This is a genomic window from Nonomuraea zeae (genome assembly GCF_005889725.1).
GTDB classification, from domain to species: Bacteria; Actinomycetota; Actinomycetes; order Streptosporangiales; family Streptosporangiaceae; genus Nonomuraea; species Nonomuraea zeae.
This window is the reverse complement of sequence record NZ_VCKX01000024.1, coordinates 34005-50568: the sequence shown is the minus strand read 5'-3', so window position 1 is coordinate 50568 and position 16564 is coordinate 34005. Positions and strand designations below refer to the sequence as shown.

At 69.7% G+C, this 16564-nt stretch carries 17 protein-coding genes; 13 read left to right on the top strand and 4 right to left on the bottom strand.

Annotation, left to right across the window (positions count from 1 at the left end):
• Nucleotides 1-2 precede the first annotated feature (2 nt).
• The 6 genes from cbiQ (at nt 3) to ETD85_RS10820 (ending at nt 4305) form a co-directional block, all read left to right on the top strand.
• Complete coding sequence (gene cbiQ / locus ETD85_RS10845) at nt 3-758, top strand: cobalt ECF transporter T component CbiQ (protein WP_138689511.1); 756 nt, start codon at nt 3-5, stop codon at nt 756-758.
• Nucleotides 755-1510, top strand: coding sequence for an energy-coupling factor ABC transporter ATP-binding protein (locus ETD85_RS10840; protein WP_240779078.1), 756 nt, complete (start codon nt 755-757; stop codon nt 1508-1510). The genes cbiQ and ETD85_RS10840 overlap by 4 nt, the downstream gene beginning before the upstream one ends.
• Nucleotides 1511-1626: 116 nt before the next feature.
• On the top strand, nt 1627-1965 hold the full coding sequence (locus ETD85_RS10835; protein WP_138689510.1) for an STAS domain-containing protein: 339 nt from the start codon (nt 1627-1629) through the stop codon (nt 1963-1965).
• A 48-nt stretch (nt 1966-2013) separates the two neighbouring features.
• Nucleotides 2014-2787 (top strand): SDR family NAD(P)-dependent oxidoreductase, encoded by a 774-nt coding sequence (locus tag ETD85_RS10830; protein WP_138689509.1) that lies wholly within the window; start codon nt 2014-2016, stop codon nt 2785-2787.
• 6 nt (nt 2788-2793) lie between these two features.
• Nucleotides 2794-3558, top strand: a complete 765-nt coding sequence (locus tag ETD85_RS10825) for a crotonase/enoyl-CoA hydratase family protein (protein WP_138689508.1) — start codon at nt 2794-2796, stop codon at nt 3556-3558.
• A 114-nt stretch (nt 3559-3672) separates the two neighbouring features.
• Entirely contained in the window at nt 3673-4305 is a 633-nt protein-coding gene (locus tag ETD85_RS10820; RefSeq protein WP_138689507.1) for a rhomboid family intramembrane serine protease, read from the top strand.
• A gap of 40 nt (nt 4306-4345) precedes the next feature.
• Here the strand turns inward: ETD85_RS10820 and ETD85_RS10815 are convergent, their stop codons facing one another.
• Nucleotides 4346-4942, bottom strand: a complete 597-nt coding sequence (locus ETD85_RS10815) for a TIGR00645 family protein (protein WP_240779077.1) — start codon at nt 4940-4942, stop codon at nt 4346-4348.
• A 40-nt stretch (nt 4943-4982) separates the two neighbouring features.
• On the opposite strand from ETD85_RS10815, the gene ETD85_RS10810 reads away from it, so the two are divergent.
• Entirely contained in the window at nt 4983-5354 is a 372-nt protein-coding gene (locus ETD85_RS10810; protein ID WP_138689506.1) for a BlaI/MecI/CopY family transcriptional regulator, read from the top strand.
• On the opposite strand, the gene serC is transcribed toward ETD85_RS10810, so the two are convergent.
• Nucleotides 5351-6460, bottom strand: a complete 1110-nt coding sequence (gene serC / locus ETD85_RS10805) for a phosphoserine transaminase (RefSeq protein ID WP_138689505.1) — start codon at nt 6458-6460, stop codon at nt 5351-5353. The genes ETD85_RS10810 and serC overlap by 4 nt on opposite strands.
• Nucleotides 6461-6631: 171 nt before the next feature.
• Between serC and ETD85_RS10800 the strand changes: the two genes are divergently transcribed.
• Nucleotides 6632-7519, top strand: a complete 888-nt coding sequence (locus tag ETD85_RS10800) for a helix-turn-helix domain-containing protein (protein ID WP_170246620.1) — start codon at nt 6632-6634, stop codon at nt 7517-7519.
• On the opposite strand, the gene ETD85_RS10795 is transcribed toward ETD85_RS10800, so the two are convergent.
• Entirely contained in the window at nt 7479-9047 is a 1569-nt protein-coding gene (locus ETD85_RS10795) for a peroxidase family protein (protein WP_206058229.1), read from the bottom strand. The genes ETD85_RS10800 and ETD85_RS10795 overlap by 41 nt on opposite strands.
• Nucleotides 9048-9300: 253 nt before the next feature.
• On the bottom strand, nt 9301-10407 hold the full coding sequence (locus ETD85_RS10790; protein ID WP_138689503.1) for a citrate synthase 2: 1107 nt from the start codon (nt 10405-10407) through the stop codon (nt 9301-9303).
• Between the two features lie 179 nt (nt 10408-10586).
• On the opposite strand from ETD85_RS10790, the gene pdxH reads away from it, so the two are divergent.
• From pdxH to ETD85_RS10765, 5 genes are all read left to right on the top strand, one after another.
• Entirely contained in the window at nt 10587-11240 is a 654-nt protein-coding gene (gene pdxH, locus ETD85_RS10785) for a pyridoxamine 5'-phosphate oxidase (RefSeq protein WP_138689502.1), read from the top strand.
• A gap of 10 nt (nt 11241-11250) precedes the next feature.
• On the top strand, nt 11251-12486 hold the full coding sequence (locus tag ETD85_RS10780) for an MFS transporter (protein ID WP_138689501.1): 1236 nt from the start codon (nt 11251-11253) through the stop codon (nt 12484-12486).
• Nucleotides 12487-12663: 177 nt separating this feature from the next.
• Nucleotides 12664-13368: an iron-dependent transcriptional repressor DtxR gene (locus ETD85_RS10775; protein ID WP_138689500.1), complete on the top strand. Its 705-nt coding sequence runs from the start codon at nt 12664-12666 to the stop codon at nt 13366-13368.
• A gap of 123 nt (nt 13369-13491) precedes the next feature.
• On the top strand, nt 13492-15714 hold the full coding sequence (locus ETD85_RS10770; RefSeq protein WP_138689499.1) for an ATP-binding SpoIIE family protein phosphatase: 2223 nt from the start codon (nt 13492-13494) through the stop codon (nt 15712-15714).
• A gap of 16 nt (nt 15715-15730) precedes the next feature.
• Nucleotides 15731-16513, top strand: a complete 783-nt coding sequence (locus ETD85_RS10765) for an alpha/beta fold hydrolase (RefSeq protein WP_138689498.1) — start codon at nt 15731-15733, stop codon at nt 16511-16513.
• Nucleotides 16514-16564 lie beyond the last annotated feature (51 nt).

Sequence of the window (16564 nt, the reverse complement as noted above, 5' to 3'; positions counted from 1 at the left end):
ACGTGGCAGCCGGGCATCATCATCAGCTCTACCTACCGGGCGACTCGGTGGTGCACCGGTTGCCGCCGCAGTGCAAGCTGCTGGCCGTGTTCGCCTTCGCGCTGGTCGTGGTGGCGACGCCACGCGAGCGGTTCTGGGCGTTCGCGGCCTACGCGGTGCTGCTGGTCGCGGTGGCGGTGGCGGCGCGGGTGCCGCTGGCACACCTGCTGCGGCGGATGGTGATCGAGGTGCCCTTCGTGCTGTTCGCGTTCCTGATCCCGGTCGTCGGGCTGGGGGAGCGGATCACGGTGCTCGGCCTGTCGCTCAGCGTGCCCGGCCTCTGGGCGGCCTGGAACATCCTGGCCAAGGCCACGCTCGGGGTGATCGCCTCGATCCTGCTGGCGGCCACCACCGAGCCGCGGGTCATCCTGATGGGGGCCCAGAGACTCAGGCTGCCGAGCCTGCTGGTGCAGATCGCCATGTTCATGCTGAGGTACATGGACGTGATCATGGAGGAGATGCGGCGGATGCGGGTGGCTCGCGAGTCCCGGGGGTTCGAGGCGCGCAATTTCCGGCAGATCCCGGTGATCGCGCGGTCCGCGGGGGCGCTGTTCATCCGGTCGTACGAGCGGGGTGAGCGGGTGCATCTCGCGATGCTCAGCAGGGGCTATACGGGTCAGATGCCGATAATTCAGGATCTGTCGGCTTCGGTCCGCCAGTGGGGCGCGGCCCTCGCCCTGCCCGCAGCGGCACTCGCAGTGTTGGGACTGTCCTGGTGAACACTCCAGAATCCGGCGTGAACTCCCTTGAGGTGCGCAAGCTCGCCTACGCCTACCCCGACGGGACGCAGGCGCTGTTCGGCGTGGACCTGTCCATCGCCCGCGGCGAGCGCGTCGCCCTGCTCGGCCCGAACGGCGCCGGCAAGACCACCCTCGTCATGCACCTCAACGGCATCCTCACGGCCGGGCACGGGAGCGTCGCCGTGGCCGGCACCCCCGTGCGCGCGGACACGCTCAAAGAGGTCAGGCAGCGCGTCGGCCTGGTCTTCCAGGACCCCGACGACCAGCTCTTCATGCCCACGGTCAGGGACGACGTCGCCTTCGGCCCGGCCAACGCCGGCCTGCGCGGCGAGCAACTGGACCGCGTGGTGAAGGAGGCGCTGGAGCGGGTCGGCATGCTGGAGGCCATCGACCGGCCGCCGCACCACCTGTCCTTCGGGCAGCGGCGCAGGGTGGCCGTGGCGACGGTGCTCGCGATGAAGCCCGAGATCCTGGTGCTCGACGAGCCGTCATCCAACCTGGACCCGGCCGCCCGCAGGGAGCTGGCCGAGATCCTGCGCTCCCTGGACGTGACCGTGCTCATGGTCACGCACGATCTGCCGTACGCGCTGGAGCTGTGCGAGCGCTCGCTCATCCTCTCCGGGGGCGTGATCGCCTCCGACGGGCCCACGCGGGAGCTGCTCGCCGACGCGGATCTGCTCGCCGAGCACCGCCTGGAGCTCCCGTACGGCTTCGCCATCCCGGCTGTCTGAGGTGATTTAGACCATCTCCCCATCCGACTTGTCCTGATACTTCCGACTCTTCCTAGTTTGTGCATGCCCGGTATCCGGGGATGTCGAAGTACAGTGGCTCATCGAGGAGGGGCCAAATGAAGCTGCGGCTTGCGCGACACGCCCTGGGTGACGCCGTGGTGGTGGCCGTTGAGGGAGAGCTCGATCTGTTCACCGCCCCATTTCTGCGCGATGAGGTGCGTGACGCCATCAAGCAAGACAGCGCCAGGCTCGTGCTCGATCTGCAGCAGCTGTCCTTCATGGACTCCAGCGGCCTCTCCGTGCTGATCGAGGCCTGGCGGCTGGCGACGGGAGAGGGCGGCGGCGTGTCCCTGGCGGCGCCCCAGGCGCCCGTGGCGCGCATTCTCCGCACGACGGGTCTCGACCGGCGGATCAAGGTCTACTCCGACGTCGACAGCGCCGTGGGGGGAATTTAACCGCCCCCGAGTAGAACTTCATTCGGTTGGCGGGTTAGGGTCCGGGATATGGACGTGAACGGATCTGCAGCAATCATTTCCGGCGGCGCCAGTGGCCTCGGCGAGGCCACGGCCCGCGAGCTGGCGCGCCTGGGCGCCACGGTGGTCGTCGCCGACCTCAACGAGGAGCGCGGCAAGACCGTCGCCGACGAGATCGGCGGCGTCTTCGCCAAGACGGACGTGTCGGACGACGAGCAGGTGCAGGCGGCCGTGGACGCCGCCGTGGCGACCGGCAAGCCGCTGCGCGTCGTCGTCAACAGCGCCGGCATCGGCTGGGCGGAGCGCACGGTCAACCGTGACGGCAACCCGCACAACCCGGCCTCCTACCGCAAGGTCATCGAGGTCAACCTGATCGGCACGTTCAACCTCATGCGCATCGGCGCGGCCGCCATCGCCAAGACCGAGCCGGTCGACGCCGACGGGCAGCGGGGCGTGGTGATCAACACCGCGTCGGTGGCCGCTCTGGAAGGACAGACGGGCCAGCTCGCCTACTCGGCCTCCAAGGGCGGCATCGTGGGCATGACGGTGCCCGCCGCGCGCGACCTGGCCGCGATCGGCGTACGCGTCAACACCATCTGCCCCGGAATCATCGACACCCCGATCTACGGCTTCTCGGCCAACGCCGACGACTTCAAGGCCAAGCTGGTGGCGCCGGTGGTCTTCCCCAAGCGCATGGGCCGGGCCGGCGAGTTCGCGCACCTGGTCAGGTCGCTGGTCGAGAACGACTACATGAACGCCGAGGTCATCCGCTTCGACGGCGGCATCCGCTTCCAGCCCAAGTGAGGTCCCGTGTCTGACGAAGTGCTCGTCGAGGAATCCGGCAACGTCGCCGTCATCACCATCAACCGCCCCAAGGCCCGCAACGCCGTCAACGGCGCGGTGGCCAGGGGAATCGCCGACGCGCTGGACGCGCTCGACGCCCGTCCCGACATCTCCGCGTACGTCCTGACCGGCGCGGGCGGCACCTTCTGCGCGGGGATGGACCTGAAGGGGTTCCTGACCGGCGACTTCCCGGTGGTGGAAGGACGCGGCTTCGGCGGCGTGACCGAGGCGCCCCCGAAGAAGCCGCTGGTGGCCGCCATCGAGGGCTACGCGCTCGCGGGCGGGTTCGAGCTGGCGCTGGCGTGCGACATCATCGTGGCGTCGTCGGAGTCCACCTTCGGCCTGCCGGAGCCCAAGCGCGGGCTGGTGGCGGGCGCGGGCGGCATCATGCGGCTGCCGCGCAGGATCCCCTACCACGTGGCCATGGAGATCGCCCTGACCGGCGACCACTATCCGGCCGCCCGCCTGTACGAGCTCGGCCTGGTCAATCGCATCACCGAGCCGGGCGCGGCGCTGGAGGGCGCGCTGGAGCTGGCCCGCAAGATCGCCGCCAACGCCCCGCTGGCGCTCGCCGCGACCAAGCAGGTCGTCATCGAGTCGCAGGACTGGTCGCGCGAGGAGATGTTCAAGAAGCAGAGCGCGATCATCAGCCCGGTGTTCGGCTCGAAGGACGCCATGGAGGGCGCGGCGGCATTCGCCGAGAAGCGCGCGCCCCAGTGGAAGGGCGAATAGCCCCCCGCGGAACCACCCTCCCGTTCCCAGCGGAATGGGAGGGTTCTCCATGCCGCACGCGCGGCTCTTCCTGCGTACGGTAAAGAGAGAGGAGACGACCTACCAGGAGAGCGCATGAGCGACTATTCGGGTTCCAGATTCGAGTCCGCCAAGCGTGGCGCCGGAGCCCTCCTGTCCGGTGCCCTCAGCTCGCTCATCATCGTGGTCGCCATGCTCGCCGTCATGTGGGTGGTCGAGGGCTTCGACTTCTTCCTCAACGGCACGCTCGACCGGCAGTTCGGCATCGTCGGCTGGGAGCCCGACGGGCTGATCGGCATCCTGTTCGCCCCGTTCCTGCACGGCGGCTTCGGTCACCTCATGGCCAACTCGCTCCCGCTTTTGGTGCTCGGCTTCCTGGCCGGGCTGCGCGACGTGCGCAAGTTCCTTTGGGCCAGCGTGCTCATCATCCTGATCGGCGGCCTGGGCACCTGGCTGACCAGCCCGGGCGTCTACACGGTCGGCGCGAGCGGCCTGGTCTTCGGCTACTTCGGCTACATCCTGGCCCGCGGCGTGTTCGACCGCCACCTCCTCGACATCGCCATCGCGATCGGCGTGGGCATCGCCTACTACGGGATCCTCGCCGGCCTGCTGCCGAACCAGCAGGGCATCTCGTGGCAGGGCCACCTGTTCGGTCTCGTGGGCGGCGTGGTGGCCGGCTGGGTGCTGCGCCGCAGGCGCGCCCTGCCCTCGGCCCGCCCGTCGTTCTAGAACGGCTCAGAGCGGGCCCAGGGCGGCCTGGGGGACGTCCTCAGGACGGCGGCAGGTGCGACCGCGTGTGCTCGGCCGGTGAGGCGGACAGCAGGCGGTCGATGTAGGCCAGGCCGATGGCGGAGGCCACGAAGGCCAGGTGCATGAACGTCTGCCACATCATCTTGTCGTTGGGCGTCGTCTGCGCCCTGATGAACGTCTGCAGCAGATGCACCGACGAGATGCCGATGATGGCCGTGGCCAGCTTGACCTTCAGCACGTTCGCGTTGACGTGCGAGAGCCATTCGGGCTCGTCGGGGTGGTCGTTGAGGTCGATGCGCGAGACGAACGTCTCATAGCCGCCGATGATGACCATGATCAGCAGGTTGGAGATCATCACCACGTCGATGAGCGCGAGGACCGTGAGCATCACCACGACCTCGCCGGACGGGGCGGCCGCCTGCTGCACGGACTCCTTGTGCAGGAACACCGTCTCGATCAGGTGCCAGAGCTCCATCGCGAACTGCCAGACGTACACCGCCTGGGCCACGATGAGCCCGAGATAGAGGGGGACCTGGAGCCAGCGGCTGGCAAACATCAGATAGCCGAGGCTCTTCGGCCGCGCGGTCCCCTGGCCGAATCGGGGTTTTTCGGGCAAGAATGTTTCCTACTAGTCGAGCCGGAGGGATGTCGGTCTGTTGGCGAACCTGGGATCCCTGGAACGCGCGATCATGGACGTGCTGTGGGATGCCGGGAAGGCGCTGAGGGTCAGAGAGCTCCTGAGCACGCTCAACGAGGAGCGCGAGCTCGCCTACACCACGGTGCAGACCGTGGCCGAGCGGCTGGTCCGCAAGGGCCTGCTCGTACGCACGCCGTACCGCAACGCCTTCCGCTACGCCGCGGTCATGACACGGGACGAGCACGTCAGCGCCCTCATGCTGGAGGCGCTGGCGGCCAGCACCGACCGGCTGCCGGTGCTGGCGAGGTTCGCGCAGAGCGTCGAGGAGGAGGACGCTCTGGCGCTCATGGACGAGCTGGCCCGCAGGACGGGCCGGCGCGCGGCTGACTAGAGGCGCTCGACCACGTAGTCGACGCAGACCGTCAGAGCCTCGATGTCGGCCGGGTCGATGGCCGGGAACATCGCGATGCGCAGCTGGTTGCGGCCCAGCTTGCGGTAGGGCTCGGTGTCGACGATGCCGTTGGCGCGCAGCACCTTGGCCACGGCCGCGGCGTCCACCTCGTCGGCGAAGTCGATCGTGCCGACCACCTGCGAGCGGAACTCGGGAGCGGCGAACGGCGACGTGTAGGACGTCTTCTCGGCCCAGGTGTAGAGGCGCTGGCTGGAGTCGGTCGTGCGGGCGGTGGTCCAGGCCAGGCCGCCGTTGCCGTTCATCCAGTCGAGCTGGTCGGCCAGCAGGAACAGCGTGGCCACGGCCGGGGTGTTGTAGGTCTGGTCCTTCGCGGAGTTGTCGATCGCCACCGGCAGGCTGAAGAACTCCGGCACGAAGCGGCCGGTCGCGGCGATCTCCTCGACCCTGGCCAGGGCGCGCGGGGACATGATCGCGATCCACAGGCCGCCGTCGGAGGCGAAGCTCTTCTGCGGGGCGAAGTAGTAGACGTCGGTCTCGGCGATGTCGACGGGCAGGCCGCCGGCGCCGGAGGTGGCGTCCACGAGCACCAGCGCGTCGTCGCCGCCCACGCGGGCGATCGGCATCGCGACGCCGGTCGAGGTCTCGTTGTGGGTGAGCGCGTAGGCGTCCACGCCGTCCTCGGCGACGGCCACCGGGTGGGTGCCGACCTCGGACTTGATCACGCTCGGCTCGCCCAGCCAGGGCGCCTTCTTGGTGACCGTCGCGAACTTCGAGGAGAACTCGCCGAACGACAGGTGCTGCGACCTGTCGCGGATGAGCCCGAAGGAGGCGATGTCCCAGAACGCGGTGGTGCCGCCGTTGCCCAGCACCACCTGGTAGCCCTCGGGCAGCGAGAAGAGGTCGGCGAGCCCGGAGCGTACGCGGCCGACCAGGTTTTTGACCGGCTTCTGGCGATGGGAGGTGCCCATGAGGCTCGCGCCGGAGGCGGCGAGCGCAGCCAGTTGCTCGGTGCGAACCTTCGAGGGCCCGCAGCCGAATCGGCCGTCGGCGGGCTTGATGTCAGCGGGAATCACGATGTCAGCCACGTAACGGAGCCTACCGAGCGGCGTGACGTGGCTTGTACGCGGTCCGGATTTTGAGACCTGTGAAACGTTCACTTCCCGCTCGCAGGTCAGCGGCGGTCGCGTGCCCGGAGGGCTTGACTAAGCGGCCCGCGGCTCTCACTTTCCTGGCAAGTCGCAAGAGGCGTGATGACCATGGCTGACATTGATGTCCTCACGGCCAGGGAGATGGAGATCCTCTCCCTCACCGGCTCCGGGCACAGCGCCCACGAGATCGCGGGGCTGCTCGGCATCTCCCGCTGCGCCGTGGAGAACCACCGGCGGCGCATCTACCACAAGCTCGGCGTGGCGGGCCAGAGCGAGGCAGTGTTCAGGGGGCTCGCGCTCCACCTGCTGGCCGGCCCGCTCAGGCCGCCCAGGGCCGAGTCGCCGTCCGGACGCGAGCTGGTGGTGATGCACGCCAGGTGCGTCATGGCCGCGGAGCTGGTGACCCGCACGGTGCTCGGCGGCGGGAGGGCGCTCGTCGCGGTGCGGAGCGGGCTCCCGTGCGAGGTCCATGTGGAGAGCTGGTCCAGGATCGGGTTCACCGCGGTGCTCGTGGACCCCGTCCCCGGCGACTGGCTGCTGCCGTTACGGCTCGGCGCCCGTACCGTCGCCGTGCCCTCCGCGCCTCCCGAGCCGGCCGCGGTGGCGGAGGCCGTGGCGCACGGCGCCTGCGCGGTCCTGTGGTTGCGGGACGTGCCCGAGCACCTCTGCGCGGTCCTCGACCTGGTGGCCAGGGGGTACGTGGTGGTGGGCTCGCGAGATCGGCAGGAGCAGGGGCCGCGGCTGACCGCGCGCGAGCGCGACGTGCTGGCCTCGATCGCCGCCGGCCACACCATCAGGCAGACCGCCCGCCTGCTCGGGATCGCGAGCAAGACCGTCGAGAGCACGCGCGCCCGCCTGTTCAGGAAGCTCGGCGCGCGCAACAGGTCACAGGCGCTGGCCATCGCCTACCGGGCGGGCCTGGTGGCGGCGGGGCAGGACCGCCCCGCCGCCCCGGTCACTGGCCACGACTCGCCGGGTCCACCCGCGCGAACGTGAGCAGGTCCACCATCCGGAAGTCGCCGGTCGTCCCGGCCCGTCGCGGCAGGGTGGGCCGCCAGGAGGGGTTGGTCATCAGGAAGGAGCTCGGGTCGAGCTGCAGCAGCCCGATGAAGACCTCGCCCACGATCCTGGCGCCCACGCCGGCCAGCCTGAGCCCGCCGCCCAGGACCTCGGCCTCCTTGAGCACGTAGTACCACAGCGGGGTGCTGGCGGGCAGTCCGTGCCCGATCGCCTGCAGCTCGGGGAAGTGCTGCGCCTCCAGGGACTGCACGCCGATCGCGCGGGCGATGTTCTGCCCGGACGGGATCGACCAGGTGATGTGGCGCAGCAGGTTCCGGGTGGCCAGCGAGGTCGGCGGATCCGCGGACGGGATCGCGGCCAGCGGCAGGTTGAACAATGGGGTGGAGATCTTGGTGTCGATGCGCTTGTTGGGCCGCACTTGACCGTCGCCGAAGTCGAAGAACGTCTGCCAGCCGATGAACCGCCTGGCCGCCCTGGCCCCGCCGCGCAGGTCGACGGGATCGCTCTGGCCCTGTCCCGCGGGATCGAAGATGAACCCGAAGAAGGCCGTGCCGTCGGGGTTGCCCGCGAGGTTGGCCCGGTAGGAGGGCCGCACCATGCTGTGCCCGAACCGGTAGGCGGCGCCCTGGAACTCGACGGGGATGAACTGCCGGCCCGCCGCCGGGCGGTAGAAGCGCCGCCCGTTCGTGAGGATGTCGTTGACGACGCTCTGCCCGATGATCAGCGGCAGGAACTCCTTGAGGACGAGCCACTGGTAGTGCCATCTGACCTGCTGCCTGGCGGCCTCGAAGACGTTGCCCTGCTGGCCCTGGGCGCGCAGGTGGTCGACCACCCGGTTGTGGAACAGCAGGAACGCGGCGTGCAGCCCCGAGATCATCAGGTTCTCGTCGTTGCGGGGGTCGGCGATGACGGCGGCGCGGTCCGCCCGGCGGGGCACGTCCTCGAACCTGCCGCCGCTCTCCAGCCGGAACTTGGCGGTGTCGGCGGGGTCGTAGAACTGCGGGCTGGCGACGGGACCGCCGCCGTAGACGCTGTCCAGGTCGAGGCCCGGCGTCCTCGTGTTGGGCGACTGCTCGGGTGCGGTCGGCACGCCGAGCGGCGAGGTCTGGTCGAAGGTCATGTCGTGGTCGATGAACTGGCCGAAGAAGGTGACCCCCGCCGTGTGCGTGGCGTTGTCGAGGTTGTCCGGGCTGAGCTCGGGGTTGGTGATCAGCCGGATCGGGCCCTCCTGCAGCGGGTCCTTGGCGTCGATCAGGCCGCCGGGGCGGCCCATCTCCATCAGCGCCTGCCGCAGGCTCGGCGCGTTGAGGTCCGCGAACGGGGCGAGAGTGAAGATGCGGCCGAACGTGTCAGGCGAGGCGGCCAGGCCGCCGGCGCGGGCCGTGACGACCTTGGCGAGGGCCTCGGCGGGGGTGAGCGTCAGGACCGCGGTCCCGGCTCCCACGCCGGTGAGAAAGCCGCGTCTGGTCAAACCTTGTTGTGGCTCGTCGCTGGATCGGGGCATGACATGCCTCCTTGCCGGCCTCCCGTCCGGGAGCAGGAAGGAGCGCAGGCGAACGCCGACGATCGGCTTCTGGGTGATCGTCTGACCTGCTCACGGGAGGGTGGGGGGTGCCTGCAGTCAGGCTGGTCCCTTGACAGGAGGCGGTCAAGGACAACTTTCCCCTAATGCGTTTCGGCCGCGGGGGACGGGACCGTTCCAGGAAGCCAAAAGGCTACCGCGGGCGTGAGCCACGCGGTAGCCAGTGAGGTGCGGGTCAGAGCGTGCCGGTCACCTCATCGGCGCCCGGCACGTCGCCGAGCGGGCGGGAGGCGGGACCGGTGTAGTTGGCGCTCGGGCGGACGAGTCTGCCCGTCAGCTTCTGCTCCAGGATGTGCGCGGCCCAGCCGGCCGTGCGGGCGCAGGTGAACATCGAGGTGAACATGTGGGAGGGCACCTCGGCGAAGTCCAGCACCACGGCCGCCCAGTATTCGACGTTCGTGGCGAGCACGCGGTCGGGCTTGCGCGCGTGCAGCTCCTCGAGCGCGGCCTGCTCCAGCGCCGCCGCGACCTCGTAGCGAGGCGCGTCGAGCTCCTTGGCGGTGCGGCGCAGCACGCGGGCACGCGGGTCCTCGGCGCGGTAGACGCGGTGGCCGAAGCCCATGAGCCTGTTGCCCTTGTCGAGCTCGCTCTGGACGTACTTCTTGGCGTCGCCGAGCTGCTCGACGCCCTCGATCATGTGCAGCACGCGCGCCGGGGCGCCGCCGTGCAGCGGGCCCGACATCGCGCCCACGGCGCCCGAGAGCGCCGCCGCCACGTCGGCCCCGGTGGAGGCGATGACGCGGGCGGTGAAGGTGGAGGCGTTCATGCCGTGCTCGGCCGCGGAGGTCCAGTACGCGTCGATCGCCCTGACGTGCTTGGGATCGGGCTCACCGCGCCAGCGGATCATGAAGCGTTCGACGATGGTCTTGGCCTCGTCGACGCGGCTCTGCGGCACCATCGGCAGGCCCAGCCCGCGGGCGGACTGCGCGACGAACGAAAGAGCCATCACGGAGGCGCGCGCGAGCTGGTCGCGGGCCTCCTCGTCACTGATGTCGAGCAGGGGCTTGAAGCCATAGGCCGGAGCCAGCATGGCCAGCGCGCTCTGCACGTCTACGCGGATGTCACCAGAGTGGACAGGAATGGGGTACGGCTCCGCCGGGGGCAGGCCCGGTTGGAACTTGTTGTCGACCAGCAGGCCCCAAACGGCCCCGAACGGGACGCGGCCGACCAGCTCCTCGATGTCGACGCCCCGGTATCGAAGGGCGCCCCCTTCTTTGTCCGGTTCCGCGATCTCGGTCTCGAAAGCTACGACGCCTTCGAGGCCGGGTTTGAAGTCGGACATACTCGGCCGCCTCCCTTTCCCTTGCCATGTTTGGGCAATGCCTTGATGTCGAGATACCGGCGGGTCAATTTAACCCCCTCCCAGCTCGTGCTCAGTCTCGGGACCCGCCGAAACCTCAAATCGCCTGGTCGGGAGCGGTGCGTGGGATCCGCCACACAAGCGCGCAAGAATACCGTCTCGTGGATGCCACCCCGCGCCCGCCCGTGCTGGCGGGGCTTCGCCGTACGTACGAGGGCCAGCCGCTGCTCGAATCCGACCTCGCACCCGATCCCGTCGCCCAGTTCACCGCCTGGTTCCAGGAGGCGCTCGACGCCGGCCTGCCGGAGCCCAACGCCATGGTGCTGGCCACCGCCTCCGCGGGAGGCCGCCCCAGCGCCAGGACGGTCCTGCTGAAGGGCTACGACGAACGCGGTTTCGTCTTCTACACCAACTACGAGTCGCGCAAGGGCCGCGACCTGGCCGAGAACGCCCGCGCCTCGCTGCTGTTCCCCTGGCACTCGATCCGGCGCCAGATCCGGGTCGAAGGCACCGTGACCCGGATCTCGCACGCGGAGTCGGCCGACTACTTCAACTCGCGCCCGTACGGCTCGCGCATCGGGGCCTGGGCCTCGCGGCAGTCCGCCGTCGTACGGTCCAGGGAGGAGCTGGACGCCCGTTATGAGGAGCTGGCGGCGCGCTGGCCGGAAGATCCGCCTGTGCCGGACTTCTGGGGCGGTTTCCGGGTGATCCCGATGGAGGTGGAGTTCTGGCAGGGACAGCTCGACCGGATGCACGACAGGCTCCGCTACCGGCGGACGCGACCCGGCTGGGCCCTGGAGAGACTTGCCCCCTAATGTTCCTTAAGTGGCATTCGGGGAGCTGGTCAAGCGTCATCTGGTAGACACCCGGCCGCTGGGCGTACCCGAATACCGCCGCATCTGGCTCGGCCAGGCGGTCTCGCACGTCGGCGTCGGCGTCACCGTCGTCGCCGTCGGGCAGCAGGTCTGGGAGCTGACCCACTCCTCCTTCTGGGTCGGGCTGCTCGGCATGGCCAACCTGATCCCGCTGGTCGTGTTCGGCCTGTGGGGAGGGGCGGTGGCCGACGCCGTGGACCGGCGCAAGCTGCTCCTTGTCGGCTCGGTCATCGCCTGGGCCGCCACGCTGTTCATCCTGGTGCAGGCGTTACTCGGCCTGAACAACGTCTATCTGATCTTCGCGGCGGTGGCGCTCAACGCCACCGGGTTCGCGATCACCGGCCCGACCCGGGGCGCCATCATTCCCCGTATTCTCGATCGGGAGCTGGTGCCGGCGGCGAACGCGCTCAACTCGCTCGTCTACAGCATGGGCGCGGTGGCGGGGCCGATGATCGGCGCGGTCGTGCTCGCCTCCGGCGGGTTCGCGGCGGCGTACTCGGTGGATGCCCTGCTGTTCGCCGGCAGCCTCTACGCGGCCCTCAGGCTGCCCTCACTGCCCCCGCTGGGCGATGTGACGCGTCCGGGTGCCCGGGCCGTCCTGGAGGGGCTCAGCTTCATCGTCAGGAGCCCGGTGCTGCTGATGTCGTTCGTCGTGGACATCATCGCGATGGTGTTCGCCATGCCGCGCGCGCTCTTCCCCGAGCTCACCGCCGACAGGTTCGGGGGCTCCATGTTCGCGCTCGGCTGGATAACCTCCGCCCTGGCCATCGGCTCCGTCGCGGGCGCGCTGTTCTCCGGCTGGGTGGGCCGGGTCTCGCGGCAGGGGGTGGCGCTCGTCGTCGTGATCGCGGTCTGGGGCCTGGCCGTGGCCGCCGCGGGGCTGGCGCACGACCTCTGGCTGGTCGTGGCGTTCATGGCCGTCGGCGGTGTCGCCGACGTGATCTCGTCGGTGTGGCGGCAGTCGATCCTGCAGCTGTACGCGCCCGACGAGATGCGGGGGCGGATGCAGGGGGCGTTCATGGTGGTCGTGGCGGGCGGGCCGCGCCTGGGCGACCTGCGGGCCGGGGCGACGGCGACGGCGCTGGGCGTGACCGGGGCCTGGGTGGGCGGCGGCATCGCCTGCGCGGTCATCGTGGTGGTCGTCGGGCTGTCGGTGGCGGGCTTCAGGAACTACCGGGCCCGCTAGCCGCACCCTTAGTCGAACGGGGGATCGAGCCGGCCGGGAAGGAAACGGGCTGCTCCGTTGTTGCCGTCCTTAAACATGGCCGGTCGTTCTCCCAATAGGGTTCCTTTGATTCCTGTGCCCGCTGCGGACGGGCTCAGTCCCCGCCACGACCGGCGTAACATTTAGTTGGGAGGAGCCTTGACCGCACACGGCCTGATCGACACGACGGAGATGTATCTCCGTACGATTTACGAGCTCGAGGAGGAGGGCATCGTCCCTCTGCGCGCCCGCATCGCCGAGCGCCTCCAGCAGAGCGGCCCCACCGTCAGCCAGACCGTCGCCCGCATGGAGCGGGACGGCCTTGTTCGCGTCGAGGGTGACCGGCACCTGTCCATGACCGATTTGGGGCGCACCCTGGCCACCCGGGTGATGCGCAAGCACCGGCTGGCCGAGTGCCTGCTGACCCAGGTGATCGGGCTGCCCTGGGAAGAGGTGCACATCGAGGCGTGCCGCTGGGAGCACGTGATGTCGGAGTCGGTGGAGTCGCGCCTGGTGACGCTGCTCGACAACCCGACCGTCTGCCCGCACGGCAACCCGATCCCCGGGCTGGCCGAGCTGGGCGCCAAGGAAGCGGCCGAGGGCGGTGGCAACACGCTGACCTCGATGTCGGACGTGGCGGGGCCCAGAGACATTCCCGTGGTCGTGCGACGAATTAGCGAACAAGTGCAAAGCGATCCCGCTGTGATGCTTAAACTCAAGCAAGTTGGGATACAACCCGGACGCGAGGTGACGCTCGCGGCGAGCGACGACGGTGTGCGGGTGACAGGTGACGGTGACGCTAACGACACTCCCGCGGAGCTTCCGCGCGATGTCGCTGCGCACGTTTTTGTCTCCAAGCGCTGACGCGCGCGCAGCTGCTTGGTTGAATCCCTCTTGGGAGGCCCTCCACTCTCCCCTGGCCAAGACTGTTGCAGGAGCGCCCGTGGTCCGCTTTGCATACACGCCACCCCGAGGAGTGGTCTCCGGATGAAGCGATGGGGGGATCTGTCACAAGAAACGGCTGATCACCTTGCTGCCGGATCCGTGCTCGATCACGCTGAAATGGCGGTGGTCGTCACCGATCGTTTCAGCAATCTCCTCTATTGGAACCCATTCGCCGAAAAGCTCTTCGGTCGTCCGGGTAAGTCGTCTACGCGAGACCCGTCCCTCTTGTCCCTCGGGGTCATGGAGAAGGACCATCCGCTGGCGATCGAGCTGGCCAAGCACGTCCTCAAGGGCGGGGTGTGGGAAGGCACGTTCGACGTCAGGCGCGGCGACGGCACCATCATCTACGTCCGCGCGCAGGCCGTCCCGCTGCGCCACCAGTCGGGCTCGGTGACGGGCATCGTCATCATGGCCCGCGAGGCGCTGCGCAGCAACGAGCGGGAGAAAGACCGCTTCGGGCTGCTGGAGCGCATCGGCGAGCGGCTGGCCGGCTCCCTCTACGTGGAGGAGACGCTCAAGCGCGTCGCCGAGATGCTGGTCCCGCAGTTCGCCGACCACTGCTTCATCGAGCTGATGGAGGGCGACCGGCTCGTCCGCCGGGTCTCTCAGCACGTACAGGGGTGGGCGCCGCCGTCGGGAACATGGAAGCCGGTGGGCGCCGAGATCCGCTACCCCACCGGCCACTACGCGGACACGGCGCTGCGCCGCCAGGAGACCATCCTGGTCGAGGACTTCGCCACCAGCAGCTTCCCCACCCCGCACGAAGGCAGCGCGCGGCTGTGCGGCGAGATCGGCATGAACTCCGCGATCGTCGCCCCCCTGCTGGTGCGCGGGGAGACGCTCGGGCTGATGTACCTCGGCCTGTCCAACCTCACCGACCGGCGTAGCCCCCACTACGACGCCTTCGACCGCGACTTCGTGGGCGCGATCGCCACCAGGGTCGCGCTGGCGATCGACAACGCGCTGCTGTTCGAGGAGGAGCGCCACACGGCCGAGTCCTTCCAGAAGCATCTGCTGCCCAGGGCGCTGCCCCAGCTCGACGGCCTGCAGATCGCGGTGCGCTACTACCCGGCGGCCCCGCTGGCCTCCCACGGGCAGGGCATCCAGACCCAGGTGGGCGGCGACTGGTACGACGTGATCCCGCTCTCGGCCGGCCGGGTCGGCATCGTGATCGGCGACGTCGAGGGCAGGGGCGCGAAGGCCGCCGCGATCATGGGCCAGCTCAGGGCGGCGCTGCGGGCGTTCGCGCAGGACGACAAGTCACCGGCCGACATCCTGGCCAGGCTCGACGAGTGGACGCGCATCATCGCCACGCCCGAGCAGGACGACAACGGCGCAGAGGTCAGCATCCCGCCCATCGTCACCTGCCAATACCTGGTCTACGACGCCTGGTCGCGGACGTTGTCCTTCGCCAACGCGGGCCACGCCCCGCCGCTGCTGCTGGTCGACGGCCAGTGCGTGGAGCTCGACATCGAGGAGGTCGGTCAGCCGCTCGGCGTACGCGCCAAGGGCCTGCACGCCGACCTGGTCTACAAGGAGGAGACGCGCACCCTGCCGCCGGGCGCGGCGCTGCTCCTCTACACCGACGGGCTGGTCGATCGCCGGCCCGGCCGCGACGGGCAGCTGCCGAGCGAGGAGGAGACGCTCGGCGTGCTCTGCGACAAGCTCGCCAAGATGTCCGACGCCGAGGTCGAGCGCATCGCCGACGCCGCCACGGTGGCGGTGCCCGGCGAGATCGACGACGACATGGCGATCCTGGTCGTCCGCTCCAGCGACGAGGACCTCGACGTCGAGGAGCGCACGTTCCCGGCCCAGCCCATCATGGTCGGCGAGGCGCGCAGAATGGCATCGGAGGCGTTCTCCGGCTGGAACGTGCCCGAGGAGCGGGCCGAACTGGCCTGCCTGCTCGTCTCCGAGGTCGTGACCAACGTGGTGCTGCACGCCTCCACCGCCAACGTGCCCCGCAGGGAGCTGGTCGTGGAGGGGCCGCCGCTGCCGTTCGAGGAGTCCTGGGACATGCCGGGCTTCGAGGACGAAGTGGTCAGCGACAAGGAGTTCACGCTGCGGCTGCGCAGGGGCGAGGAGGCGGTCTGGGTCGAGGTGTTCGACCAGGACCTGCGCCTGCCCCGCATCCGCAGCGCGGGGGAGAACGACGAGGGCGGGCGCGGCCTCTATCTGGTCGACCAGCTTGCCAGGCGCTGGGGATCGCGACCCACCAGGGAAGGCAAAGCCGTCTGGTTCGAGATTCCCACCCGTGGCAGGTGAATGATTCACTGGCGCCATGGAGCTGGCCTTCGAGCGACGGGGCACCGGCGCGCCACTGATCCTGATCCACGGCATCGGCCATCACTGGCAGGCCTGGCAGCCGGTGATGGACCGGCTGGCGGTCACCCGTACGGTGATCGCGGTCGACCTGCCCGGGTTCGGGGTGTCGCCCGGGCTGCCCGGACGCACCCCGTACACCGCGGAGTCGCTGGCTGACGCGGTCGAGTCGTTCTGCGCGCTGCTCGGCGTCCGCGATCCGGACGTGGCCGGCAACTCGCTGGGCGGCTACATCGCGCTGGAGCTGGCCTCGCGCGGCGTGGTCAGGACGGCCACCGCGCTGTCGCCCGCCGGGTTCTGGTCGCGTGCCGAGCTGCTCTACTGCCGGCTGGCCCTGCGCGCTCTGCGGGCCTCGGCCAGGGCGTTGTCGCCCGAGCAGGTCGCCATGGCGGCGGAGAGCCCGTTCATGCGCTCGCTGTCGGCCGGGCTCCTGGTCGCCCATCCGTCCAGGCTGGACCCGGCCGCGCTGGTCGCGGCCACCCAGGCGCTGGGCTCGGCGAGCGGATTCGACGAGACGCTGGAGTCGTTCGCCGGGCTGATGCCGCCGGCACCGCCGAAGTCGCCCATCACGATCGCGTGGGGCGAGCACGACCGGCTCCTGCTGCGCCGCCAGGCGGTGCGCGCGGCCCGGTGGTCGGGCCGGCGGGTCAAGCTGCTGAAGGGCTGCGGGCACGTGCCGATGAGCGACGATCCGGAGCTCGTGGCGCGCGTCATCCTGGAAACCGACCCTGTCGGAGAATAGCTGCGCCTTCGCCAATGCGATGAGGTAGATTCCCCATTCAAGCGCTCGCGT